22 protein-coding genes, 1 pseudogene and 1 riboswitch are annotated in these 22,068 nt (G+C 70.7%); of the genes and pseudogenes, 16 read left to right on the forward strand and 7 right to left on the reverse strand.

All coding sequences use genetic code 11. The features are described from left to right. Positions 1-161: 161 nt before the first annotated feature. The 6 genes from AC3WTD_RS00850 (at position 162) to rpoH (ending at position 6,381) form a co-directional block, all read left to right on the forward strand. Positions 162-1,886: a DEAD/DEAH box helicase gene (locus tag AC3WTD_RS00850; protein ID WP_492612734.1), complete on the forward strand. Its 1,725-nt coding sequence runs from the start codon at positions 162-164 to the stop codon at positions 1,884-1,886. Between the two features lie 112 nt (positions 1,887-1,998). Beyond that, on the forward strand, positions 1,999-2,676 hold the full coding sequence (gene ftsE / locus AC3WTD_RS00855; RefSeq protein ID WP_027493843.1) for a cell division ATP-binding protein FtsE: 678 nt from the start codon (positions 1,999-2,001) through the stop codon (positions 2,674-2,676). Then, positions 2,673-3,653, forward strand: a complete 981-nt coding sequence (gene ftsX, locus AC3WTD_RS00860) for a permease-like cell division protein FtsX (RefSeq protein ID WP_027493842.1) — start codon at positions 2,673-2,675, stop codon at positions 3,651-3,653. Before ftsE ends, ftsX begins: the two co-directional genes overlap by 4 nt. A 139-nt stretch (positions 3,654-3,792) precedes the next feature. Then, positions 3,793-4,635, forward strand: a complete 843-nt coding sequence (locus AC3WTD_RS00865; RefSeq protein ID WP_492612735.1) for a response regulator — start codon at positions 3,793-3,795, stop codon at positions 4,633-4,635. Continuing rightward, entirely contained in the window at positions 4,632-5,354 is a 723-nt protein-coding gene (gene ung, locus AC3WTD_RS00870; protein ID WP_027493840.1) for a uracil-DNA glycosylase, read from the forward strand. The genes AC3WTD_RS00865 and ung overlap by 4 nt, the downstream gene beginning before the upstream one ends. 160 nt (positions 5,355-5,514) lie before the next feature. Further along, positions 5,515-6,381 carry an RNA polymerase sigma factor RpoH gene (gene rpoH / locus AC3WTD_RS00875; protein ID WP_008433610.1) on the forward strand — a complete coding sequence of 289 codons (867 nt, stop codon included), beginning with the start codon at positions 5,515-5,517 and terminating at the stop codon, positions 6,379-6,381. An 81-nt stretch (positions 6,382-6,462) separates the two neighbouring features. Here the strand turns inward: rpoH and AC3WTD_RS00880 are convergent, their stop codons facing one another. Continuing rightward, entirely contained in the window at positions 6,463-7,854 is a 1,392-nt protein-coding gene (locus tag AC3WTD_RS00880; protein ID WP_027493839.1) for a S41 family peptidase, read from the reverse strand. Between the two features lie 131 nt (positions 7,855-7,985). Then, entirely contained in the window at positions 7,986-9,209 is a 1,224-nt protein-coding gene (locus AC3WTD_RS00885) for a murein hydrolase activator EnvC family protein (RefSeq protein ID WP_027493838.1), read from the reverse strand. A 598-nt stretch (positions 9,210-9,807) separates the two neighbouring features. Here AC3WTD_RS00885 and AC3WTD_RS00890 point away from each other — a divergent pair. From AC3WTD_RS00890 to ligB, 3 genes and pseudogenes are all read left to right on the forward strand, one after another. Beyond that, positions 9,808-9,987, forward strand: a pseudogene (locus AC3WTD_RS00890) (glutamate synthase small subunit); the annotation flags it as partial. Positions 9,988-9,996: 9 nt separating this feature from the next. Then, a complete protein-coding gene (locus AC3WTD_RS00895) occupies positions 9,997-10,776 on the forward strand; it encodes an NRDE family protein (RefSeq protein WP_027493836.1) in 780 nt (259 codons plus the stop codon). Positions 10,777-10,873: 97 nt separating this feature from the next. Then, a complete protein-coding gene (gene ligB, locus AC3WTD_RS00900; RefSeq protein WP_492612736.1) occupies positions 10,874-12,559 on the forward strand; it encodes an NAD-dependent DNA ligase LigB in 1,686 nt (561 codons plus the stop codon). 3 nt (positions 12,560-12,562) lie between these two features. On the opposite strand, the gene AC3WTD_RS00905 is transcribed toward ligB, so the two are convergent. The 5 genes from AC3WTD_RS00905 to AC3WTD_RS00925 form a co-directional block, all read right to left on the reverse strand. Further along, positions 12,563-12,964: a YchJ family protein gene (locus tag AC3WTD_RS00905; protein ID WP_492612737.1), complete on the reverse strand. Its 402-nt coding sequence runs from the start codon at positions 12,962-12,964 to the stop codon at positions 12,563-12,565. 55 nt (positions 12,965-13,019) lie between these two features. Continuing rightward, positions 13,020-13,616 carry a DUF938 domain-containing protein gene (locus AC3WTD_RS00910; protein WP_492612738.1) on the reverse strand — a complete coding sequence of 199 codons (597 nt, stop codon included), beginning with the start codon at positions 13,614-13,616 and terminating at the stop codon, positions 13,020-13,022. A 2-nt stretch (positions 13,617-13,618) separates the two neighbouring features. Then, a complete protein-coding gene (locus AC3WTD_RS00915) occupies positions 13,619-14,680 on the reverse strand; it encodes an ATP-binding protein (RefSeq protein ID WP_492612739.1) in 1,062 nt (353 codons plus the stop codon). Positions 14,681-14,749: 69 nt separating this feature from the next. Continuing rightward, on the reverse strand, positions 14,750-14,947 hold the full coding sequence (locus tag AC3WTD_RS00920; protein ID WP_007508724.1) for a hypothetical protein: 198 nt from the start codon (positions 14,945-14,947) through the stop codon (positions 14,750-14,752). A gap of 98 nt (positions 14,948-15,045) precedes the next feature. Further along, entirely contained in the window at positions 15,046-15,624 is a 579-nt protein-coding gene (locus AC3WTD_RS00925) for an NnrU family protein (protein ID WP_492612740.1), read from the reverse strand. Positions 15,625-15,720: 96 nt separating this feature from the next. After that, a riboswitch (TPP riboswitch) is annotated at positions 15,721-15,827 on the forward strand. A 63-nt stretch (positions 15,828-15,890) separates the two neighbouring features. Between AC3WTD_RS00925 and thiC the strand changes: the two genes are divergently transcribed. Genes thiC through thiD form a run of 7 tightly spaced genes read left to right on the forward strand, consistent with a single transcriptional unit; the run spans position 15,891 to position 22,017 of the window. After that, the gene (gene thiC / locus AC3WTD_RS00930) at positions 15,891-17,693 is read left to right on the forward strand and encodes a phosphomethylpyrimidine synthase ThiC (protein ID WP_492612741.1); all 1,803 of its coding nucleotides are present in this window, start codon (positions 15,891-15,893) and stop codon (positions 17,691-17,693) included. Then, positions 17,677-18,672: an FAD-dependent oxidoreductase gene (locus AC3WTD_RS00935; protein ID WP_492612742.1), complete on the forward strand. Its 996-nt coding sequence runs from the start codon at positions 17,677-17,679 to the stop codon at positions 18,670-18,672. The genes thiC and AC3WTD_RS00935 overlap by 17 nt, the downstream gene beginning before the upstream one ends. After that, complete coding sequence (gene thiS / locus AC3WTD_RS00940) at positions 18,669-18,863, forward strand: sulfur carrier protein ThiS (RefSeq protein WP_027493828.1); 195 nt, start codon at positions 18,669-18,671, stop codon at positions 18,861-18,863. The genes AC3WTD_RS00935 and thiS overlap by 4 nt, the downstream gene beginning before the upstream one ends. A gap of 4 nt (positions 18,864-18,867) precedes the next feature. Beyond that, positions 18,868-19,647: a thiazole synthase gene (locus AC3WTD_RS00945; RefSeq protein ID WP_037090411.1), complete on the forward strand. Its 780-nt coding sequence runs from the start codon at positions 18,868-18,870 to the stop codon at positions 19,645-19,647. Then, positions 19,644-20,252, forward strand: a complete 609-nt coding sequence (locus tag AC3WTD_RS00950) for a thiamine phosphate synthase (protein ID WP_235642510.1) — start codon at positions 19,644-19,646, stop codon at positions 20,250-20,252. Before AC3WTD_RS00945 ends, AC3WTD_RS00950 begins: the two co-directional genes overlap by 4 nt. After that, the gene (locus tag AC3WTD_RS00955; RefSeq protein ID WP_027493826.1) at positions 20,249-21,226 is read left to right on the forward strand and encodes a ThiF family adenylyltransferase; all 978 of its coding nucleotides are present in this window, start codon (positions 20,249-20,251) and stop codon (positions 21,224-21,226) included. The genes AC3WTD_RS00950 and AC3WTD_RS00955 overlap by 4 nt, the downstream gene beginning before the upstream one ends. Beyond that, complete coding sequence (gene thiD, locus AC3WTD_RS00960) at positions 21,223-22,017, forward strand: bifunctional hydroxymethylpyrimidine kinase/phosphomethylpyrimidine kinase (RefSeq protein ID WP_492612743.1); 795 nt, start codon at positions 21,223-21,225, stop codon at positions 22,015-22,017. Before AC3WTD_RS00955 ends, thiD begins: the two co-directional genes overlap by 4 nt. The last annotated feature ends 51 nt before the right edge of the window (positions 22,018-22,068 follow it).

Consider the following 22,068-nt stretch of genomic DNA (forward strand, 5'->3'; position numbering starts at 1 on the left):
ATACGGCGTCGCACGCCGCGGCGCGACCTTGTTGACCCTGACATTGAGCCGCTTCGCCGCGCATTGCGCACCCCGTCCTGCACCGTTTCGCGCCGATCTTCGGCCGCTGGAACGAGTGCAGCGCATCACGCCGCCGTCAGGCAAGGTTACCCATTCCGCATATGTCGCAAACCATACTCACCGATACCTTCTTCGCCAACTTCGATCTTCATCCGCTGCTGCAGCAGGGCCTGGATGACAGCGGTTTCACCCGCTGCACGCCGATCCAGGAAATGACCCTGCCGCCGGCGCTGGCCGGACGCGACGTCGCCGGCCAGGCGCAAACCGGCACCGGCAAGACCTGCGCCTTCCTGGTCGCGCTGATGAACCGCCTGCTGACCACCCCGGCGGTGGCCGAGCGCAAGGACAGCGACCCGCGCGCGCTGATCATCGCGCCCACCCGCGAGCTGGCCATCCAGATCGACAAGGACGCGCGCAACATCGGCCGCCACACCGGCCTGAAGACCGCGCTGATCTACGGCGGCGTCGACTACGACAAGCAGCGCCAGCAGCTGAAGGACGGCTGCGACATCATCATCGCCACGCCCGGCCGGCTGCTCGACTACCACAAGCAGGGCGTGTTCAGCCTCAACGGCGTCGAGGTGATGGTGATCGACGAGGCCGACCGCATGTTCGACCTCGGCTTCATCAAGGACGTGCGCTTCATCTTCCGCAAGCTGCCGCCGCGTGAGCAGCGCCAGGTGCTGCTGTTCTCCGCCACCTTGAGCCACCGCGTGCTGGAGCTGGCCTACGAGCACATGCACGAGGCCGAGAAGCTGGTGGTGGAGAGCGATCACGTCACCGCCGACAAGGTGCGCCAGGTCGTCTACTTCCCGGCCAAGGAAGAGAAGATGCCGCTGCTGCTGAACCTGATCGACCGGCACCAGCCCACTCGCAGCATCATCTTCGTCAACACCAAGGCCGCCGCCGAGCGCGTCACCGAACGGGTCAAGCGCCACGGCTGCCGCGTCGGCGCGATTTCCGGCGACGTGCCGCAGCTGAAGCGGCAGAAGCTGCTGCAGCGTTTCCAGGAAGGCCAGCTCGACATCCTGGTGGCCACCGACGTGGCCGCGCGCGGCCTGCACATTCCGCACGTCAGCCACGTGTTCAACTACGACCTGCCGCACGAGGCCGAGGATTACGTGCATCGCATCGGCCGTACCGCGCGCCTCGGCGCCGAGGGCGACGCGATCAGCTTCGCCTGCGACCTGTACGCGATGAGCCTGCCGGACATCGAGACCTACATCGGCCAGAGCATCCCGGTGGCCGCGATGGAGCCGGAGCTGCTGGTGATGCCCAAGCCGCACGCGATCGACCCCGAATTCGCCGCCAACGCCGCTGCCGACAGCGCCGCGTTCGGTGACGTGGTGGCGCCGCGGCCGGGCGAGAAGCCGCGCCGCAGCGGTGGCCAAGGCCGCGGCGCCGCGCGTCCGCCGCGCGAGCACAAGCCGGCGGTGGCCGAAGGCCGCACCGTCGCCGCGAACGAACTGCCGGCCGCGGTGGCCGTGCATCGCAGCGAGGCGGCGCCAGCGACGGGCGGCGACCCGGCCCCCGAGGGCGCGCGCAAGCCGCGGCGTCGGCGCGGCGGTCGCAACCGTCGCCGCGAAGGCGCGCCGACCGATGGCGTCGAGACCACCGGCCGCCAGCCGGCGGTCGCCGAGGGCAACCGCGCGCCGCGGGGCGAGCGTCGCCCGCCGCGCGAGCGCGGCACAGCCGAATCCGCGGGCATCGGCCACAGCCGGCCGTCGCGGCAGGTCGCGGTGACCTCGGGCAAGCCCGCCGAGCACGCACACCCGGCGAAGCCGAGCCTGTTCCGCCGCCTGACCCGGCTGTTCACCCGGCGCTGAGTGCCCGCGATCGCCGCGTGCCGGATCGCGGCGATCGGGGAAGTCCGCACCTTGCGGCCGGCTTCCCTTATCCTTGCGTGGATACGACGATACGCAGGCTCGGGGACGCTCGGTGATCCAGTTCGATCAAGTCAGCAAACGCTACGAAGGCGGCCATGAGGCGCTCTCGCAGCTTTCCTTCGAGGTGCCCAGTGGCGAGATGGCCTTCGTCACCGGGCACTCCGGCGCCGGCAAGAGCACCCTGCTCAAGCTGCTGGGACTGATCGAGCGGCCGTCGCACGGCAGCATCAGCGTGGACGGCAAGAGCCTGGCGAAGATCCGCCACAGCGGCATCCCGAAGTGGCGTCGGCACCTCGGCATGGTGTTCCAGGACCACCGCCTGCTGCTGGATCGCAGCGTGTTCGCCAACGTCGAGTTGCCGCTGGTGATCGGCGGCGTCGCGCGCGCCGAGCGTGCCCGTCGGGTACGCGCTGCGCTGGAGAAGGTCGGCCTGCTGGCCTACGAGCGGCAACTGCCGGCCACCCTGTCCACGGGCGAACAGCAGCGCGTGGGCATCGCCCGCGCGATCGTGGCGCGCCCGGCGCTGCTGATCGCCGACGAGCCCACCGGCAACCTCGACCCGCAGCTGGCGGTGGAGATCATGGGCCTGTTCGGCGAGTTCCAGCAGCTCGGCACGACCGTGCTGATCGCCAGCCACGACCTGCCGCTGATCAAGCGCATGAAGCGGCGGGTGATCGTGCTCGACCACGGCCGCCTGGTCGCCGACCTGGCTGCGCAGGAGGTGCTGTGAACGCGTCGACGCAGACCCTGCACGCGCCGGCGGATGCGTCGGGCCGCAACACCCACAGCCGCGGCAGCCGCATCGGCAACTGGTGGGAACACCATCGCTGGAGTGCGGGATCGAGCCTGCGCCGGCTTGCCGCGCGCCCGTTCGGCAGCCTGCTCACGATCGCGGTGATGGGCCTGGCGCTGGCGTTGCCGCTGGCGTTCTATCTGCTGCTGGGCAACGTGCAGCAACTCGGCAACGCGCTGGGCCAGAGTCAGGCGATCAGCGTGTTCCTGCAGCCGGGTCAGGCTGCACCGCAGGCGCAGCTGCTGGCACAGCAACTGGGCAGCCGCCCCGAAGTGGCCGCGGTGACGGTGAAGACACCGCAGCAGGGCATGGACGAGCTGGCGCAGATGCAGGGCTTCTCCGGCGCTCTGCACACGCTGGACGACAACCCGCTGCCGTATGTGCTGCAGCTGCAGCCGCGCGCGGGCGTGAGCGCGCAGGCGCTGGAGCAGCTGGTCGCCGACGTGCGCACGCTGCGCAGCGTCGATCTGGTGCAGGACAGCGGCAGCTGGCGCCAGCGGCTGGACGCCTTGCTCGGCGTGGGCAATCGCGTGGTGCTGGTGTTGGCTTCGCTGCTGGCGCTGGCGGCGCTGCTGGTGGTCGGCAACACGGTGCGGGTGGACATCGCCAGCCGCAGCGAGGAGATCGGCGTGCTGCTGCTGGTCGGCGCCAGCGGCGCGTTCGTGCGCCGGCCTTATCTGTATGCGGGGATCTGGTACGGCCTGTTCAGCGGCATCCTGGCGGCGCTACTGGCGGTGCTGATCGAGCTGGCGCTGGCCGCGCCGGTGGCGCAGTTGAGCCAGGCTTATGATGGCAAGCTGCAGGTCGGCGGCCTGCCGCCGTGGCTGCTGCTGGCGGTGCCGCTGGTCGCTGCGGCGCTGGGCTGGCTGGGTGCGCGGCTGGTCAGCGCCTGGCAATTGCGCAAGGCGGTGTGATGCGCTTGCGCGGGGGTGACGCTGATCGCAACGGTCGATGGCCGATCCGGTGCACTATCCCCAGTTACGGCGGGTGCAGGGGTGCGCCTGCGGGTTCATCGGCGCAGGACTGCCACGAGTCGGGTGGGTGAGTTAAGGAATGAGTACGAATATCAGCAGCCGTCTGCTGACCGAGGCGCCGCGGGTGCTGGTGGTCGACGGCTCGCGCGTGGTGCGGCAGTTGATTACCCGCGTGCTGCTGGCCGAGCTGCCCGGGGTCGAGGTGATTGGTTGCGGCAGTGGCGCCGAGGCGCAGCAGGTGCTGGGCGAGGGCGTGTTCGACTTCATCACCATCGCCTTGCGCCTGCCCGACATGGACGGGCTGGAACTGGCGCGCTTCGTGCGCGAGTCGGCGCCGCAGGCGTACATGCCGATCGTGGTGGTTTCCGGCGACGTCGAGGACCGGCTGCATCGCCGCTCGCTGGGCGAACACGTCACCGATTATTTCGACAAGGCGCTGGGCTTCCAGGCGCTGGCCGAGTTCATCCGCGGCTACGTGCGGCCGGACGACACCGCCGAGGGCGTGGTGCTGTACGTCGAGGACAGCCGCGTGGTGGCGCTGGCGACGCGCCGCATGCTGGAGAAGATCGGCCTCACCGTGCGCCACGTAGTCAGCGTGGAAGACGCCCTGGCGTTGCTGGAGACCTCGAAGGCGCAGGGCGTGGTGGGTGCCGACGTGGTGCTCACCGACGTCAGCCTGAAGGGCGAACTCACCGGCGGCGACCTGCTCAAGCACGTCCGCGGCGAGTTCGGCTACGGCAAGGGCCGCCTGCCGGTGCTGGTGATGACCGGCGACGAGAACCCGGCCAACCAGGCCGCGCTGATCAAGGCCGGCGCCAACGACCTGGTCGAGAAGCCGGTCGAGGAAAAGCTGCTGGTGACCAAGCTGCTGTTCCAGTTGCGCGTGGCCAGGCACCTGCGCGAACACGCGGCCGAGGCATGAGCGACGCGGCGCAGATCCGGCTGGAACCGTCCTGGAAGGCGCGTATCGGCGATTATCTCTTGCGTCCCGAGATGCAGGCGCTGGCGGCATTCCTGCGCGCGGAGAAGCAGGCCGGCAAGCGGATCTACCCGCCCGGGCTGGAGATCTTCGCTGCGTTCGAGCACACCCCGTTCGACGCGGTGCGGGTGGTGATCCTGGGCCAGGACCCGTACCACGGTCCCGGGCAGGCGCACGGTCTGTGCTTTTCGGTGCGCCCCGGCGTGCGGGTGCCGCCGTCGCTGGAGAACATCTTCAAGGAAATCCAGCGCGACCTCGGCATTGCGCGCCCCGACCACGGCTGCCTCACGCCGTGGGCCGACCGCGGCGTGTTGCTGCTCAACAGCGTGCTGACGGTGGAGGAAGGCCGCGCCGGCGCCCACCAGGGCAAGGGCTGGGAAGGCTTCACCGACGCGGCGATCGACGCGCTCAACCGCGAGCGCGAGGGCCTGGTGTTCCTGCTGTGGGGCAGCTACGCCCAGCGCAAGGGGCAGCTGATCGACACCCGCCGCCACGGCGTGCTGCAGAGCGTGCATCCCTCGCCGTTGTCTGCCCATCGCGGCTTCCTCGGCTGCGGGCATTTCTCCGCCGCCAACCGCTACCTGGAAGCGCATGGCCACGCGCCGGTGGACTGGTCGTTGCCGCCGCGGGCCGCATTGCAGGGCCAATTCACGCCCACTTGAACGCCGCCCGGGCAACCTCATGTGACACCGGATGGGGCGCTGGACAAGGGTGGAAAATATCTGTACTATTCGGTTCATTAAAAGCGCGGAACCAATCCCGCGCTTTAGCACTCCAACTACCCGAGTGCTAAACTTTGACGTCATGCAGGAGGTTCCATCCATGTCCCAAGCCTTGGCGATCACCCCCAGCAACCTGCCCAGTGTCGTCGGCAGTCTGGACGCGTACATCTCCGCGGTTCACCGCATTCCGGTGCTGAGCCAGGAAGAGGAGCAGGCGCTGTCGCGCGACTACCTCGAGGAGGCCAACCTGGCCGCCGCGAAGAAGCTGGTGATGTCGCATCTGCGTTTCGTGGTGCATGTGGCGCGCGGTTACTCGGGTTACGGCCTGCAGCTGGCCGACCTGATCCAGGAAGGCAACATCGGCCTGATGAAGGCGGTCAAGCGCTTCGATCCCGACCAGGGCGTGCGCCTGGTCAGCTTCGCGGTGCACTGGATCCGCGCCGAGATGCACGAGTTCATCCTGAAGAACTGGCGCATCGTGAAGGTCGCCACCACCAAGGCGCAGCGCAAGCTGTTCTTCAACCTGCGCAAGAGCAAGAAGCGCCTGGGCTGGATGAATGCGGCCGAGGTGAGCACCGTGGCGAAGGACCTGGGCGTGCCCGAGGCGACCGTGCGCGAGATGGAGTCGCGCCTGTCCGGCCGCGACATCGGTTTCGAGGCTCCGGTCGATGCCGACGACGACGCCAAGCCGGCGCCGGCGGCGTTCCTGGTCGACGATGGCGCCGACCCGTACCAGAACGTGGCTGATGAGGATTACGCCGACAACCAGATGGAGACGCTGAACGATGCACTCGCCCACCTGGACCCGCGCTCGCGCGACATCATCCAGCGGCGCTGGCTGGACGATTCCAGCAAGGCCACGCTGCAGGATCTGGCCGACGAATACGGCGTGTCCGCCGAGCGCATCCGCCAGATCGAGGCGAACGCGATGAAGAAGATGCGCGGCCTGTTCGCCACGGCGGCCTGAGCCGGCGCGTCGAGTCACGGTCCGAACGAGAACGGCCCCACGAGGGGCCGTTTTCATTTTCGCCTCTCTGGCGTGCGCCGCTCAGCGCCGCACGGTGGCGGGCTGGCGCAGCGCCATGCCCTTGAGCACGTTCAGCGCCTGCGCCAGCGCGTAATCGCTGGTGGCCAGTTTGGCGTCGGCGGCGCTGCCGTCGTCGTTGATGTTGGTGCCGGCCTGGGCCTTCTCGTTGGCCAGGTGGTTCGGCAGGTCGGCTTCCGAGCTGATCAGCACCGGACCGTGGTCGGAGGGGTTCACGGTGAGCTCGGCCAGCGCGATGTCCGGCTTGATGCCTTCGGCCTGGATCGAGGTGCCGTTCGGCGTGTAGTAGCGCGCGGTGGTGATCTTCACCGCATGGTCGGCGTCCAGCGGCAACACCGTCTGCACCACGCCCTTGCCGAACGTGCGCTGGCCCATGATCAGCGCGCGGTGGTTGTCCTTCAGCGCGCCGGAGACGATTTCCGCGGCGGAGGCGGTGCCGTTGTTGGTCAGCACGACCATCGGCGCGCCGCCGAGCTGGTCGCCGGGATGCGCCTTGAAGCTCATGTTCGCGTCCTGCAGGCGGCCGCGGGTGGTGACGATGGTGCCGACGTCGAGGAAGTCGTCGCTCACGCCCACCGCCGCGGTGAGCAGGCCGCCGGGGTTGTTGCGCAGGTCGAGCACGGCGCCCTTCGGCGGCCCGTTCTTCGCGATCAACTGGCCCAGCTTGCGCTCCAGGTCGCCCGCGGTGTCGTCCTGGAACTGGCTGATCCGCACATAGGCGTAGCCCGGTTCCAGTTCACGCACCTTGACGCTGCTGATCGCGATGTTCTCGCGCACCAGGTGCAGGTCGATCAGCTTGTCGCTGTTCTGGTGCACGATGGTCAGGTCGACCTTGCTGCCCGGCTTGCCGCGCAACTCCTTGAACATGCCGTCCACATTCTGCGCGTCGACCACGATGCCGTTGATCTTGACGATGCTGTCGCCCGGCTTGATGCCGGCGCGTGCCGCCGGGGTGTCGTCGATCGGCGAGACGATACGCAGGCCACCATCGACCTGCAGCACCTCGATGCCGAGGCCGCTGTACTGGCCGGTGGTGTCCTCGTTGAGCTGGGTCAGACCTTCCTTGTCGAGATATTCGCTGTGCGGGTCGAGCCCGCTGAGCATGCCGGTGATGGCCGCCTTCATCAGGGTCTTGTCATCGACTTTCTCCACGTAGGCCTGGCGCACCACCTCGTAGACGCGGCTGAAGTTGCGGATGTCGTCCAGGTCCACCTGGTCGACGGTGCCGGCAGCGGCGGGAACGGCGGCGCTGCTGGTGGCAGCCGGCAGCTCGACCGGCGCGGCCGGGCTGGCCGGTGCGTTCTGTGCGCAGAGCTTCGGCGCGGCCAGCAGGAACGGGGCGGCCAGCAGCAGGGCCGCCAGGCCCAGCGGCGCGCCAGAGGGGGAAAGACGCATGCGTGTGACTCCGTGCAACGGACAGCGTCGCGCCGGAGCGCGACGGGAAAAGTGGTCAGGCATGAGACAACCAGAGGCCGGGGTAATTCAGTGTGAATGTGCGGCTAGCCTGCGATGCGGCGACGATCGCGTCAACGGTGCTGGCTCAGCCAGCTGCGCGGATCGACCGGCTGGTTGTTCCGGCGCAGCTCGAAATAGACGCCGGTGTTGACCCCGGTGGGCGGGCTGGCGGTGCCGATCGCCGCGCCGGCCTCGACCTGGTCGCCGACGCCGTGCAGCAGGGTCTCGTTGTTGCCGTACATGCTCATCCAGCCGTTGCCATGGTTGAGGATCAGCAGCATGCCGTAGCCGCGCAGGAAGCCGGCGTAGATCACCCGGCCGCGCGCCACGGCGTGGATCTCGCTGCCGCCGCCGGCCTTGATCAGCACGCCGTTGCCGTAGCTGTTGACCGCCCCGCTGGCCGGCCACGGCAGGTTGCCGCGGATGTTGGCGCTGGCGCCGCCGACCTCGAGCGGCGGTGGCGGCTTGCGCCCGGGGTGCTTCCTGATCGCCGCGGCACGCTCGGCCGCGGCGCGGGCGGCGGCTTCGTCGATCGCCTTCTGCAGCTTGTCGAGCAGGTGGTTGAGCGCCTGCGCATCCTGTTTCAGCGCGGCCAGGCGCTGCGCCTGGTCCTTGTATTGAGCGTCGGTCTCGGCAGCCAGCTTCTGCTGCGCGGCGCGTTGCCCGGCCAGCACGGCGGCCTGCTGCTCGCGCTGGGCGCGGGTTGCCTGCAACGCCTGCTGCTCGGTGCTGATCGCCTGCTCCAGTTCCTGCAGCCTGGCCAGGTCGTCCATCAGGCGCTGCACCCGCTGCACGCGGTCCTGCTGGAAGTACTTCGAGTACACCAGCGCGCGGGCGATGCGCGCCACGTCCTCATCGCCCAGCAGCAGGCGCAGGTCGGAGCCACGGCCGAGCGCGTAGGTGGCGCGCAGCAGGTCGGCGATCGCGGCGCGCTGGCTGTCCAGGGCCTGCTTGAGGGTCGCGCGTTGCTGCTGCAACTGGTCCAGCTGCTGCTGTTTGGCCGCCAGTTCGGCGTCGGTCTGATGTACCGCGCGCGCCGCGCTGGCCAGGGCGTTCGCTTGCCTGGCCAGCTCCGCGTTGGCGCGATCGCGCCGGCTGGCGGTATCGGCCTGTTGCTCGGCCAGTGCTTCCATCTTCTGCTGCAGCTCGGCCAGTTTGTGCTTGGCCGCGGCCTGCTCGCTGCGGCTCTTGCCGTCCTGGCGCGCGTGCAGCGGAGTGATGGCCAGGCAACCCAGCAGCACGGCGAGGATCAGGCGGCGGACGGGGCAGACGGCGGCACGGGTGGGTATGGGCATGCGGCTGATTATCCCCGAGCGGGACGGACGGGGCGAGATGGTGGTCGGGCCGGGCGGCCGCGGATGCCGACGAGGCGGCACCCGCCGCGATGGCGTCGTGGCTCGTTTCGGCACGTCGGTCGCACGCCCGCCAATCGGTGCCGGCATCGGGGCGGTCCGGCCGGGCTCGCGGCTGCCTCGAACGGCCATGCTTTCTGGATGACAGTCTAGCCGTCCAAACAAATATTTTGACGCGTCGCAACAATTGTGCTTTAGTCGGAGTCGCTCCTGCGCAAAACGATCGGTGCCTCCGGTATCGCGGCAGGCCTGCGCAGCGCGGACGGGTGAGATGGCGGTAAGCGGCATGGCGACCTTGTACGACCCGGCGTTCGAACACGACAGCTGCGGCTTCGGCCTGGTCGCGCAGGTCGACGGCCACGCCAGCGCCGCGCTGGTCGACACCGCGTTCGCGGCGCTGGCGAAGCTCTCCCATCGCGACGGCGTCAGCGGCGTGCTGATTCATCGCCCGGTGGACTGGCTGCGCGCGCTGGCGACGGCGGACGAGCGCTTCGCGGCCGGGCTGGTATTCCTCGATCCGGCCGGCGGCGAGGCGGCGCGGGCCGGCGGCGCGAGTGCGCTGCCGTTCCAGACCGGCCATCCGAAGATCTTCGCTGGCGGCGACAACATGCGCGGCGCCGACCTGGTGGTGCGCGCGGAGCACGACGGGCGCGAGGCGGCCGTGTCGATCGCGTGGATGCTCGGCGAGCTTCCGCTGGAAGTGATGGCCTGTGTGGCGTAGGTTTCGCGCATGTGCCTGATCGCCTTCGCCTGGAATGCGCATCCGCGCTGGCGCCTGCTGCTGGCCGGCAACCGCGACGAGTTCCACGCGCGTCCCAGCGCGGCGCTGGCGCGTTGGGACGACGCGCCGATCATCGGCGGGCGCGACCTCGAAGCCGGCGGCACCTGGCTCGGCGTCACCGACGACGGGCGCTGCTGCGTGGTGACCAACGTGCGCGACCCACGCGACCCGCAACTCGGCACCTCGCGCGGCCTGCTGGCCACCGACTACCTGCGCGGCGATGCCGATGCCGCCACGCATGCGCAACAGCTGCTGCGCGCGGCCGCCGACTACCGGCCGTTCAACCTGCTCACCTTCGACGCGCGCGCCGCGTTCTACCTCGGCAACCGCCCCGAGCCGCGCGCGCAGGCGGTGACGCCGGGTGTGCACGGCCTGTCCAACGCCGACTTCAACACGCCATGGCCGAAGACCCGCATGCTGACGCAGCGGCTGCAGCAGTGGATCGACGCCGGCGGCGACACGGATTTTGCGCCACTGTTCGAGGCGCTTGCCGATGAACGGCGGGCGCCGGACGCGCAGTTGCCCGACACCGGGGTGGGACTGGAGCGCGAACGCTTGCTGTCGCCGGCGTTCATCCGCGGCGAGCAGTACGGCACCCGCGCCGGCACCGTGGTGGCCATCGACCGCGACGGCGGCGGGGTGATCGTGGAGCGCCGCTTCGGGCCGAACGGTCGCTACCACGGCCAGACCTTGCTGCGCTTCGGCGCGTCGCCGACCGCCACCGACTGACGCCAAGCGCCTACGTGCTGCCGCGTGCCCCGCTGCCTGACCGTCGGGCGGCGCGTCGGCTAGCTTCGCCGACGCCATCCACGGAACGGAGCGTCGCATGCGCACGAGCTGCCTGTTGCTGCCGATGATCGTGCTGGGCCTCGGCCGCGTGCACGCGGCCGATTGCCCGGACTGGTCGACGGCGCGGGCGCGGCAGGAGCTTGCCGCGCTGCATGACCGGCTGGACGGCTGGAACCATGCGTACCGCGTCGAAGGCCAATCGCCGGTGAGCGATGCGGTTTACGACCAGGCCATGCAGCGTCTCGCCGGCTGGCAGCGTTGTTTCCCCGCGCAGGCATCGGCGGCGCTGGCGCAGCTCGCCGACGCCGGCGGCCGGGTACGTTCGCCGGTGGCGCAGACCGGCCTGACCAAGCTGCCGGATGCCGACGCGGTCGGCGTGTGGATGCACGCGCACGGCGCCCGCGACCTGTGGGTGCAGCCGAAGGCCGACGGCGTGGCGGTCACCCTGCTGTATGTGGACGGCCAGTTGCGCCAGGTGACCAGCCGTGGCGACGGCGTGCACGGTTCGGACTGGACGGCGCGGGCACAGGCCATCGGGGCAATCCCCCAACACCTGCCGAACGCGCCTGCGCGGGCGGTGCTGCAAGGTGAGCTGGTCTGGCGCCTGCCCGACCATGTGCAGGCCGACGACGGCGGCGCCAACGCGCGCTCGGCGGTGGCCGGCGCGCTGGCACGCGAGGCGCTGGACCCCGACAGCGCCGCACGGATCGGCCTGTTCGTGTGGGACTGGCCCAGCGGCCCGGCCGGCATGCCGGCGCGGCTGGCCGGGCTGGCGGCGATGGGGCTGGCCGACAGCGTGGCGTACACGCAGCGGGTGGCCACGCTGGACGAGGTGCAGCGCTGGCGCGAGCGCTGGTATCGCCACGCCATGCCGTTTGCCACCGACGGCACGGTGCTGCGCCAAGGCCATCGGCCGCCGGCCGCGGACTGGCAGGCCGCGCCGCCGGACTGGGCGGTGGCGTGGAAGTATCCGGTCGCCTCGGCGCTGGCCGAGGTGCGCGCGGTGGATTTCACCGTGGGCCGCAGCGGCCGCATCACGCCGGTGCTGGAACTGGAGCCGGTGCAGCTGGACGACCATCGCGTGCAGCGGGTCAGCATCGGTTCGTTGAAGCGCTGGCGCGAGCTCGACATCCGCCCCGGCGATCAGGTCGAGGTGGCGCTGGCCGGGCTGACCATTCCGCGCCTGCAGTCGGTGGCGTGGCGCGCGCAGCAGCGCGTTGCGGTGACGTCGCCCGATCCGGCGGTACACGACGCGCTCAGCTGCTGGTCGCCGACGCCCGGCTGCGGGCCGCAGTTCCGCGCGCGGCTGGTGTGGCTGGGCGGCCGGCAGGGCCTGCAACTGGAGGGACTCGGTGCCGATACCTGGCAGGCACTGATCGACGCCGGGCTGGTGCACGGCCTGCTGGACTGGATGAGTCTGACGCCGGAACAACTGGCGGGCGTGCCCGGCCTGGGCGCCAGCCGCGCGGCGCTGCTGGCGCGCAGCTTCGCCGCGGCGCGCCAGCGTCCGTTCACGCGCTGGCTGCAGGCGCTGGGCGTGCCGTCCAACGTGGCGGCCGGGCTGCCCGACTGGGCCGCGCTGAGCGCGCGCGGAGCGGACGACTGGCAGGCGCTGGAGGGCATCGGCGCCAGCCGCGCGAACCAACTGGTGGCGTTCTTCGCCTGTCCCGAGGTTCGTGCGCTGGCCGCGCGACTGCGGGCGGCCGGCGTGCAGGGTTTCTGAGCGTCAGCTCTTCAGCTCGCCGTCGTGGTAGTACCAGTGGCCGCCCTCGCGCACGAAGCGGCTGGTCTCATGCTGGCGCTGCGCGCGGCCGCCGCCGAGCCGGTAGCGGGCGATGAATTCGACGATGGCATGGTCGTCGTCGACGCGTTGCTGGCGGCGCACCTCCAGCCCCAGCCAGGTCGGGGGCGGCTGCTGCGCGGCCAGCCGCAGCGAGGCCGGGCGGGTATCGACGTGCCAGCTGGTCAGCAGGTAGTCCTCGCGCTTGAGCACGTAGGCGCTGTAGCGCGAGCGCATCAGTTGTTCGGCGCTGGCGGCGCTGGCGCCGTCGTGCAGCGGCCCGCAGCATTGGCTGTAACCGGCCGGGTTGCCGCAGGGGCAGGGGGTCAGCGTGTCGATCGCCTTCATGCCGCCTTTGTACCCGGTTCGGCGGCGGCGTGCAGGTGTGCGTGCAGGCAAAGGCTCAGTCGTGGCGGCGCCACACGCGGCAGCGGTTGTTGGCCGGCATCGCCACGTCGTCAACCAGCGCAAAGGCCGCCGCCGCGGCCAGCGCATCCACCGCCTCGGCGTCGCGGATACCCATGTGCGCGTCGCGCGCCTTCAGCCATGCATCGAACGCGGCGTTGCTGGCGCTGCTGTAGCGGCCCTGCCGGTTGAACGGGCCATAGATCGCCAGCACGGCATCGCCAGCGGTGACCGCGGGCAAATGCGCGAACAGCTGCTGCACCTCGGGCCACGCCATGATGTGCAGGGTGTTGGCACTGAACACCGCGTCGAACGGGCCGGGCGGCCACGCGCCGCCGACGTCCAGCTCCAGCGGCGGCGGGGTGTTGGGCAGCACCGCCTCGTCCAGCCAGGTGCGAATGCCGGGCAGGTGTTCCGCGCGGTCGGAGCTTTGCCAGTTCAATTGCGGCAGCGCCGCGGCGAAATGCACCGCGTGCTGGCCGGTGCCGCTGCCGATCTCCAGTACCCGCCGGCGATCGGCGAAATACTCGCGCAGCACGCTGAGGATCGGGTCGCGATTGCGCTCGCAGGAAGGCGAGTAGGGTTCTTCGGCCATGCTCAGCGCAGCGGCAACTGGCCGCTTTCCTCATCGCGGGCGATTTCGGCGCGGCGGATCATCTGCCGTACTGCCGGCACCGCATGGACCGGAACGAGCGCGACTTCGGGATGATCGTGCGCGAAGACGCGGAACACCTCGTCCGCAAAAGCCTGGCCGATGCTGGTTACCGCATCGAAGTCCAGCACCACGGTACGGAACCGCTCCACCCGCTGCATCAGGCGTTTGGCCTGCGAACGCGAAACCAAATTTTCGTCACCGACCCGGGCCAGTCTCACCGGTACCACCGTCTTGGCGAAGGTGTAGTCGTCAGGCCCGCTGGAGTACTGGTCGAAAACCTCCTTGGCCGTCCTGCTGGTGTCGGTGCGGATCTCCATCAGCGCGGTCGTGCCATGGCGGAACTGGTGCATGTCGGTGTCGAACAACAGGTCGTCGCCTTGCCCGCCATCATGGTCGAAGACCAGGTCGCCGGAAGCGATCTGGAAGCGGTCGAACATGCGCGAAGTGAAAAACACGCCTTCGCCGGAATGGCGCCGTGGATCGGTGGTCAGCTTTCCCTTGGCAAGTTCCAGCAGGGCCAGTCGTTCGTCGGGAAGATCCAGCGCACGGGTGATCTTGCGGAAAATGCCGATGCCGTCGTCCGCGACCATCATCGCGACCCGGTGGGCATTGCGGTCGACGTGGACCGTGAGGTGTTTCCCTTCGGAGTGGTCGATCGCGTTGTTCACCATCTCGGTCAGGCCGTGGTGGCAGATATCGAAGATGTTCGCGGGCAGGCCTGACAGCAGGGGCGCGATGTCGTTCGACCACACGCGGTCCTCGGCCAAGCCACGCAGCGCATGGCGGAAACCCGCACGCCTGGAGTTTCCGGGACGGTAGGTCGGACGTGTCGTGCCGACCTTGGCAAGATAGTCGTCTCCGATCAGCGCGCGTACGCGCGTGGCGACGGCGGCGCGGCTGAGCCCGAGCTTTCCGGCGACGATCCGGACGAGATCGTCCGGGTGTTCTTGCACCAGGCGCAGCAGGGTTGCGTCGATTTCCGCCGAACGGCTGGGTCGGGCCATGCCGGCACTGTAAAGTAACTCGCGCCGATTGGAAAGTTATTCTTACGGATTGTAAAGTTTGCGTGCGGGTCAGACCGGGCGGCCGCGCAGCACGCGCGCAGGCAGCATCAACAGGGCGCCGAGGAAGGCGAACACGGCGCTTACCGTGATGCCGACCAGGCGCAGCGGCAGCAACAGCAGCCACACGATCGGGTACAGCACCAGCGCCAGCAGCGCGAGCGGCCAGCAGAACACCAGCAGCAACAGCCAGAGCAGGAAGGCGGCCATGGCACGACCTCGGCGGGGACGGATGGCCGGACTCTAGCGCGAACCGCAGCCGGCCGGGCAGATGGCTTTCGGCACACCGCTACGGTGCGCCGGCGTGGCTACACCATCGGCTTCACGCCGATCAGCAGCGCGTGCAGCCAGAATGCGAACAGCGCCCAGGTCACCACGCCGACCACCACGGTGAGCGTCGTGCCCGGCATGGTGCCGGACGGATACACCGTGCCCTCGCGGCGGTCGCGCCGGCGCGAGGCGACGAACAGCACGATCGACCACAGCAGGAAGGCGCCGAACAGCACCACGTCGTGCAGCATGCCGGCGGCGAGCAGGTGGCCGAACGCCCACGTCTTCACGCCCAGCAGCATCGGATGGCCGAAGCTTGCCTTGAAGTGGTTGCGCGGGACATAGGCGGCGACCACCAGCACGAACGCGACCAGGGTGAACAGCGCATTGAGGTGGCGCAGCCACCGCGGCGGCACGTACAGCAGCACCGGCTGCTGTCGCGCCAGGACGAAGCCCCAGCAGATCAGCACGAAGCCGACCAGCGACACCAGCGAGTACAGGCCTTTCCAGCGTATTTCGCCCAGCCGCGCCAGCTGCCGACTGCGCCAGCCGTCGGCGAAGATGCGCAGCGAATGCACGCCGAGGAAGATCAGCAGACCCAGGACCAGCATCGCCATCGTGTTCGCTCCGCACCACGTGAGTGCGTCGAGTGTAGCAATGCGCAGCTTCCGTGACCGGCGTGGACAACTCGTCGGAGGCTGGGCTAATCTTGCCGGCGTTCCGAGGGGTGTCCTGCGCAGGCAGGGCTGAGATGGCGGCAGCCGGACCCTTTGAACCTGATCCGGGTCATGCCGGCGAAGGGACGGGAATTCACCAGCGCGCCGTCGGCGTGCGCCCAAACTGATCGTCGCCCCGGATCTCCCCACCCACCAGGAGGAGATCCATGCCAACCACCATCATCCATCCGCCGGCCGCACCGGCCGACGTCACTACCGGTCCGATCCGCGGTTCGCGCAAGGTCTACCTGACCCCGTCCGGCCACCCCGCGCTGCGCGTGCCGTTCCGCCAGGTGGCGCTGACCGATCCGCGCCAGCCCACGCTCAACCTCTACGACACCTCCGGTCCGTACACCGAAGACGCCGCCGCGATCGACCTCGCCCGTGGCCTGCCGCGGGTGCGCGAGGCCTGGCTGGCCGCGCGTGGCTTCGAGGCGATCGGGCCGGAGTCGGGCGGGCACGCCGACGTGGGCACGCCGGCCTGCCCGGCGCGGCCACTGCGGCAGCGCGGCCGCGCCGGGCAGGCGGTCACCCAGCTCGAATTCGCCCGCGCCGGCATCGTCACCGAAGAAATGGTCTACGCCGCCTTCCGCGAGAACCTGGGCCGCGCGCGGGCGCTGGACGATGCCGCTGCGCGGCGCGCCGACGGCGAGGATTTCGGCGCCGCCATTCCGGACTTCGTCAGCGCCGAGTTCGTGCGCGAGGAAATCGCCCGCGGTCGCGCCATCCTGCCGGCCAACATCAACCATCCTGAGCTGGAGCCGATGGTGATCGGGCGCAACTTCCTGGTGAAGATCAACGCGAACATCGGCAATTCCGCGGTGAGTTCCGGCGTCGCCGAGGAAGTGGAGAAGCTGGTCTGGTCGATCCGCTGGGGCGCCGACACGGTGATGGACCTGTCCACCGGGCGCAACATCCACGCGATCCGCTCGTGGATCATGCGCAATGCGCCGGTGCCGATCGGCACCGTGCCGATCTACCAGGCGCTGGAGAAGGTCGGCGGCGACCCGCTCAAGCTCAACTGGGAAGTGTTCCGCGACACCCTGATCGAGCAGGCCGAGCAGGGTGTGGACTACGTCACCATCCACGCTGGCGTGCGGCTGGCGTACGTGCCGCTGACCGCCAACCGTGTCACCGGCATCGTCAGCCGCGGCGGTTCGATCATGGCGCGCTGGTGCCTGGCCGGGCACCGCGAGAGTTTCCTGTATGAGCACTTCGCCGAGATCTGCGCGATCTGCCGCGCTTACGACGTCTCGCTGTCGCTGGGCGACGGCCTGCGTCCCGGCTCCATCGCCGACGCCAACGACGCGGCACAGTTCGCTGAACTGGAGACGCTGGGCGAACTCACCCGCATCGCCTGGGTGCACGGCTGCCAGGTGATGATCGAGGGGCCGGGCCATGTGCCGATGCACAAGATCAAGGCGAACATGGACAAGCAGCTGGCGCTGTGCGGCGAGGCGCCGTTCTACACGCTGGGGCCGCTGAGCACCGACGTCGCGCCCGGCTACGACCACATCACCTCGAGCATCGGCGCAGCAATGATCGGCTGGTTCGGCACCGCGATGCTTTGCTACGTCACGCCGAAGGAGCACCTGGGCCTGCCTGACCGCGACGACGTCAAGACCGGCGTCATCGCCTACCGCATTGCGGCGCACGCGGCCGACCTGGCCAAGGGCCATCCGGCGGCGAAGCTGCACGACGACGCGCTGTCGCGCGCGCGCTTCGAGTTCCGCTGGGAAGACCAGTTCAACCTGGCGCTGGACCCGGACACCGCGCGCGCCTTCCACGACGCCACACTGCCGAAGGAGGCGCACAAGGTCGCGCACTTCTGCTCGATGTGCGGACCGAAGTTCTGCTCGATGAAGATCTCGCAGGACCTGCGCGAGGACGCGGCGAAGCTGGCCGGGATGGCGGCGAAGTCGGAGGAGTTCATGGCCGTCGGAGGTGCGTTGTATGTCCCGGTCGCTTGAGAGGTGCGCGGTCGCCGTGGTCGGTGCCGGCGTGGCCGGGCTGTGCGCCGCCACGGCGCTGCTTGAGGCCGGCGCCACGGTCAGCGTGCACGAGCGGGCGGACGCGATCGGTGCGTCGGCCTGCTCGTGGCTAGCCGGCGGCATGCTGGCGCCGGACTGCGAGCGCGAGGGCGCCGAGACGGTGGTGGCCGAGCGCGGCCGCCTAGCGCTGGACTGGTGGTCGCAACACGTGCCCGGCGTGGTGCGCGGCGGCACGCTGGTGCTGGCGGCGCCGCGCGATCGTGGCGAGCTGCGCCAGTTCGCCGCCCGCACCGGCGGCCACGTGGCGGTCGACGCCGAGCGCATCGCCACGCTGGAGCCGGATCTCGCCGAGGGTTTCAGCGAGGGTCTGTGGCTGGCCGACGAGGCGCACCTGGACCCGCGCGAAGCCCTGCCGGCGCTGGCCGCGTCGCTGGCTTCCCGCGGCGTGCGCTTCGCCTTCGGCGCGGCGGTGCAGCCGCAGACGCTGGCCGCCGACCACGTGATCGATTGCCGCGGCCTGGCCGCGCGCGAGGCGCTGCCGGACCTGCGCGGCGTGCGCGGCGAGCGGCTGCTGCTGCGCAGCCGTGACGTGACCTTGCACCGGCCGGTGCGGCTGCTGCATCCGCGTTTCCCGATCTACGTGGTGCCGCGCGCGGACGGCCTGCTGATGCTCGGCGCCACCATGCTGGAAAGCGACCACGCCGGCCCGATCACCGTGCGCTCGGCGCTGGAGCTGCTTGGTGCAGCCCGCGCGCTGCATCCGGCGCTGGCCGAGGCGGAGATCGTCGAGGCCGCTGCCGGGGTCCGCCCGGCGTTTCCCGACAACCTGCCGCGGCTGCTCCGGCGCGGTCGGGTCACCCACTTCAACGGGCTGTACCGGCACGGCTTCCTGCTCGCGCCGTGGTACGCCACCCAGCTCGCCGCCACGCTGGCGGCCCCGGCGGAGGTCGAGGCATGAACATCCTGGTCAATGGCGAGCCGCAGCCGCCCGCCGAGCACCTGCAGGCGCTGCTGGCGCGCATGGGGCTGGCCGAGGCGGCGGTCGCCACCGCGGTCAACGGGCGCTTCGTCGCGGCGGCCCAGCGCGCCGGCACGCAGCTCGCCGCGGGCGACCGCGTCGAGGTGCTGGCGCCGATGCAGGGAGGCTAGGACGATGGACGCACTGCATCTCTACGGCGAGACGCTGGTCTCCCGGCTGCTGCTGGGTTCCGCGCACTACCCGTCGCCGGCCTGCCTGGCCGAGGCCGTCGCGGCGTCTGGCTGCGAGGTGGTCACCGTATCGCTGCGGCGCGAGTCGGCTGCGCAGCGCTCCGGCCAGGATTTCTGGGCGCAGGTGCGCGCGCTCGGCGTGCGCGTGCTGCCGAACACCGCCGGCTGCCACTCGGTACGCGAGGCAGTGACCACGGCACAGATGGCGCGCGAGCTGTTCGGCACGCGCTGGATCAAGCTGGAGGTGATCGGCGACGACGACACCCTGCGGCCGGACGTGTTCGGTCTGGTCGAGGCGGCACGCGTGCTGGCGGAAGAGGGCTTCGCGGTGTTCCCTTACACCACCGACGACCTCGGCGTGGCCGGCCGCCTGCTCGATGCCGGCTGCCGCGTGCTGATGCCGTGGGCGGCGCCGATCGGCAGCGGTCGCGGCCTGAGTCATCCCCATGCGTTGCGCACGCTGCGCGCGCATTTCCCCGAAGTGCCGCTGGTGATCGATGCCGGCCTTGGCCTGCCCTCGCAGGCGGCCGCGGCGATGGAGCTGGGCTACGACGCGGTGCTGCTCAACACCGCGGTGGCCCGCGCCGGCGACCCGGTGGCGATGGCGCGCGCGTTCGCCCAGGCGGTGGACGCCGGCCGCACCGCGTGGCGCGCCGGGCCGATCGAGCCGCGCGACCTGGCCGCGCCGTCCACGCCGGTGTCCGGTCGAGCGGAACTGGCATGAGCCGGCTCGACCCGTTCTATCCGGTGGTGCCGGATGCGGCCTGGGTCCGCCGCGTGGTCGCGGCGGGTGCGTGGCTGGTGCAGCTGCGTGCCAAGCACGCGGACCGCGACTGGCTGCGCGGCGAGGTCACCGCCGCGCTCGCCGCCTGCCGCGCGCGCGGCGCGCAGCTGGTGGTCAACGACCACTGGCAGCTGGCGATCGAGCTCGGCGCCGACTACGTCCACCTCGGCCAGCAGGACCTGCGCGACGCCGACTTGCCGGCGCTGCGCCGGCACGGCATCCGGCTCGGCCTGAGCACCCACGCCCCTGCCGAACTGGAGACCGCGCTGGCCTGCCGCCCGGACTACATTGCGCTGGGGCCGATCTGGCCGACCCAGCTCAAGGTGATGCCATGGCCGCCGCAGGGGCTGGCGCGCATCGGCGAGTGGAAGCGCGCCGTCGGCGCGCTGCCGCTGGTGGCGATCGGCGGCCTCACCCGCGAGCGCGCCGCGGCGTGCCTGGCCGCCGGAGCCGACGTGGTGGCGGTGGTCGGCGACATCGTGCGGCACGCCGATCCCGAGGCCAGTCTTCGCGCCTGGCTCGATGCCACGCGGTGCCCGGCATGAGCGCGCGCCATGCCACGCAGATGCGGTTGCCCGGCGTCGGCGCCGACGGCCAGGCGCGGCTGGCCGATGCCCGCGTGCTGGTGGTCGGCGCCGGCGGCCTCGGCTGCGCGCTGCTGCCGCTGCTGGCCGGAGCCGGGGTGGGCGTGCTGAGCGTGATCGATCCGGATGTGGTCGAGCTGGGCAACCTGCATCGGCAGACGCTGTACCGGATGGGCGACATCGGCCGCCCCAAGGTGGAAGCGGCTGCAGCGGCGCTGGCGGCACTCAATCCCGAGGTACGCATCGAGACGCTGCATCGCCCGCTCACCCCGGCCGCAGCGCCGGCCCTGGTCGCCGCCGCCGACGTGGTGGTGGACGCGGCCGACCAGTTCGCCGTCAGCTACCTGCTCAGCGATGCCTGCCTCGCCGCGCGGCGGCCGCTGGTCAGCGCCTCGGCGGTCGGCATGGCGGGCTACGCCGGGGTGTTCTGCGGCGACGTGCCGAGCTATCGCGCGGTGTTTCCGCAGTGGCCGGCCACCGCGGGCGACTGCGCCTCGGCCGGCGTGCTCGGCCCGGTGGTGGCGATGATCGGCGCGCTGCAGGCACAGCTGGTGCTGGCCCTGCTGCTGGATCTTCCGTCGCCGCCACGCGGTCGCCTGTTCCGCTGGGACGGCCGCGATTTCGCCAGCTTCGACTTCCGCGACGCGCCGGAGCCGCAGACCGCCTGGCCGCTGCTCGATCCGGTCCAGCTCGCCGCCGACGACGTGGTGGTCGACCTGCGCGGCCTGGACGAGGCGCCGCAGTCGCCCGTGCCGCGCGCCCTGCGCGCGACCAACGAGACGCTGCCGGCGTTGTGGCCGCAGCTGGCGGCGGCGCCACGGGTGGTGCTGGCCTGCCGCAGCGGCCTGCGCGCGGCGCGTGCGGCGGCATGGCTGCAATCGCAGGGCTGTACCCGCCTGGCGTTGATCGCCTTCAGCGCCAGCCACGCCGGATGATCCCCAACGTGCTCGGCATCGCCGGCAGCGACCCCAGCGGCGGCGCCGGCATCGCCGCCGACCTGAAGACCTTCGGTGCGCTCGGCGCCTACGGCATGGCGGCGATCACCGCGGTCACCGTGCAGAACACGCAGGGCGTACGCGCCGTGCAGGCCTTGCCGGCGGCACTGGTTGCCGAGCAGGTACAGGCGGTGTTCGACGACGTGCGGGTGGACGCGGTGAAACTGGGCATGCTGGCCGAGGCCGCCACCGTGTACGCCGTGGCCGAAGTGCTGCACACGAACGCCGCGCGCCACGTGGTGCTCGATCCGGTGCTGCGTGCCAGCAGCGGCGACGCCCTGGCCGGCGCCGGCATGCTCGCGGCACTGCGCGAGGCGCTGCTGCCGCAGGTCGAGCTGCTCACGCCGAACCTGGCCGAGGCGGCCGCACTGCTGGACTGCGTGCCGGCCGGCGGCCTGGAGGCGATGCGGGCGCAGGCCCGCCAGCTGCGCGCGCTGGGGCCGGCGTGGGTGCTGCTGAAGGGCGGGCACCTGGGCGGTGTGCGCAGCCCCGACGTGCTGGCCGGCGCGGACGGCGTGCAGGTGTTCGATGCCGCGCGCCTACGCACCCGCGCCGGCCACGGCACCGGTTGCACGCTGGCCGCGGCGATCGCCGCGCTGCGGCCGCGGCACCCAATGCCGGTCGCGGTGGCGCAGGCCAAGGCCTATCTGCAGGCGGCGCTGGTCGCGGCGGAACGCCTGGACGTCGGCCGCGGCCGCGGTCCGCTGCACCACTTCCACGCGCTGGACTGAGAGGTTGTGAGTTTTCCAACCTCTCAGACCGGCCACGGCGAGGGCATGGCG

Source organism: Rhodanobacter sp. FW106-PBR-R2A-1-15, assembly GCF_058789735.1.

Excerpts from the sequence above, each read along its gene's own strand:
- AC3WTD_RS00850 (WP_492612734.1), top strand. The coding sequence starts at position 162 with ATGTCGCAAACCATACTCACCGATACCTTCTTCGCCAACTTCGATCTT.
- AC3WTD_RS00865 (WP_492612735.1), top strand. The coding sequence starts at position 3,793 with ATGAGTACGAATATCAGCAGCCGTCTGCTGACCGAGGCGCCGCGGGTG.
- ung (WP_027493840.1), top strand. The coding sequence starts at position 4,632 with ATGAGCGACGCGGCGCAGATCCGGCTGGAACCGTCCTGGAAGGCGCGT.
- rpoH (WP_008433610.1), top strand. The coding sequence starts at position 5,515 with ATGTCCCAAGCCTTGGCGATCACCCCCAGCAACCTGCCCAGTGTCGTC.
- AC3WTD_RS00880 (WP_027493839.1), bottom strand. The coding sequence starts at position 7,854 with ATGCGTCTTTCCCCCTCTGGCGCGCCGCTGGGCCTGGCGGCCCTGCTG.
- AC3WTD_RS00885 (WP_027493838.1), bottom strand. The coding sequence starts at position 9,209 with ATGCCCATACCCACCCGTGCCGCCGTCTGCCCCGTCCGCCGCCTGATC.
- AC3WTD_RS00895 (WP_027493836.1), top strand. The coding sequence starts at position 9,997 with ATGTGCCTGATCGCCTTCGCCTGGAATGCGCATCCGCGCTGGCGCCTG.
- ligB (WP_492612736.1), top strand. The coding sequence starts at position 10,874 with ATGCGCACGAGCTGCCTGTTGCTGCCGATGATCGTGCTGGGCCTCGGC.
- AC3WTD_RS00905 (WP_492612737.1), bottom strand. The coding sequence starts at position 12,964 with ATGAAGGCGATCGACACGCTGACCCCCTGCCCCTGCGGCAACCCGGCC.
- AC3WTD_RS00910 (WP_492612738.1), bottom strand. The coding sequence starts at position 13,616 with ATGGCCGAAGAACCCTACTCGCCTTCCTGCGAGCGCAATCGCGACCCG.
- AC3WTD_RS00915 (WP_492612739.1), bottom strand. The coding sequence starts at position 14,680 with ATGGCCCGACCCAGCCGTTCGGCGGAAATCGACGCAACCCTGCTGCGC.
- AC3WTD_RS00920 (WP_007508724.1), bottom strand. The coding sequence starts at position 14,947 with ATGGCCGCCTTCCTGCTCTGGCTGTTGCTGCTGGTGTTCTGCTGGCCG.
- AC3WTD_RS00925 (WP_492612740.1), bottom strand. The coding sequence starts at position 15,624 with ATGGCGATGCTGGTCCTGGGTCTGCTGATCTTCCTCGGCGTGCATTCG.
- thiC (WP_492612741.1), top strand. The coding sequence starts at position 15,891 with ATGCCAACCACCATCATCCATCCGCCGGCCGCACCGGCCGACGTCACT.
- AC3WTD_RS00935 (WP_492612742.1), top strand. The coding sequence starts at position 17,677 with ATGTCCCGGTCGCTTGAGAGGTGCGCGGTCGCCGTGGTCGGTGCCGGC.
- thiS (WP_027493828.1), top strand. The coding sequence starts at position 18,669 with ATGAACATCCTGGTCAATGGCGAGCCGCAGCCGCCCGCCGAGCACCTG.
- AC3WTD_RS00945 (WP_037090411.1), top strand. The coding sequence starts at position 18,868 with ATGGACGCACTGCATCTCTACGGCGAGACGCTGGTCTCCCGGCTGCTG.
- AC3WTD_RS00950 (WP_235642510.1), top strand. The coding sequence starts at position 19,644 with ATGAGCCGGCTCGACCCGTTCTATCCGGTGGTGCCGGATGCGGCCTGG.
- AC3WTD_RS00955 (WP_027493826.1), top strand. The coding sequence starts at position 20,249 with ATGAGCGCGCGCCATGCCACGCAGATGCGGTTGCCCGGCGTCGGCGCC.
- thiD (WP_492612743.1), top strand. The coding sequence starts at position 21,223 with ATGATCCCCAACGTGCTCGGCATCGCCGGCAGCGACCCCAGCGGCGGC.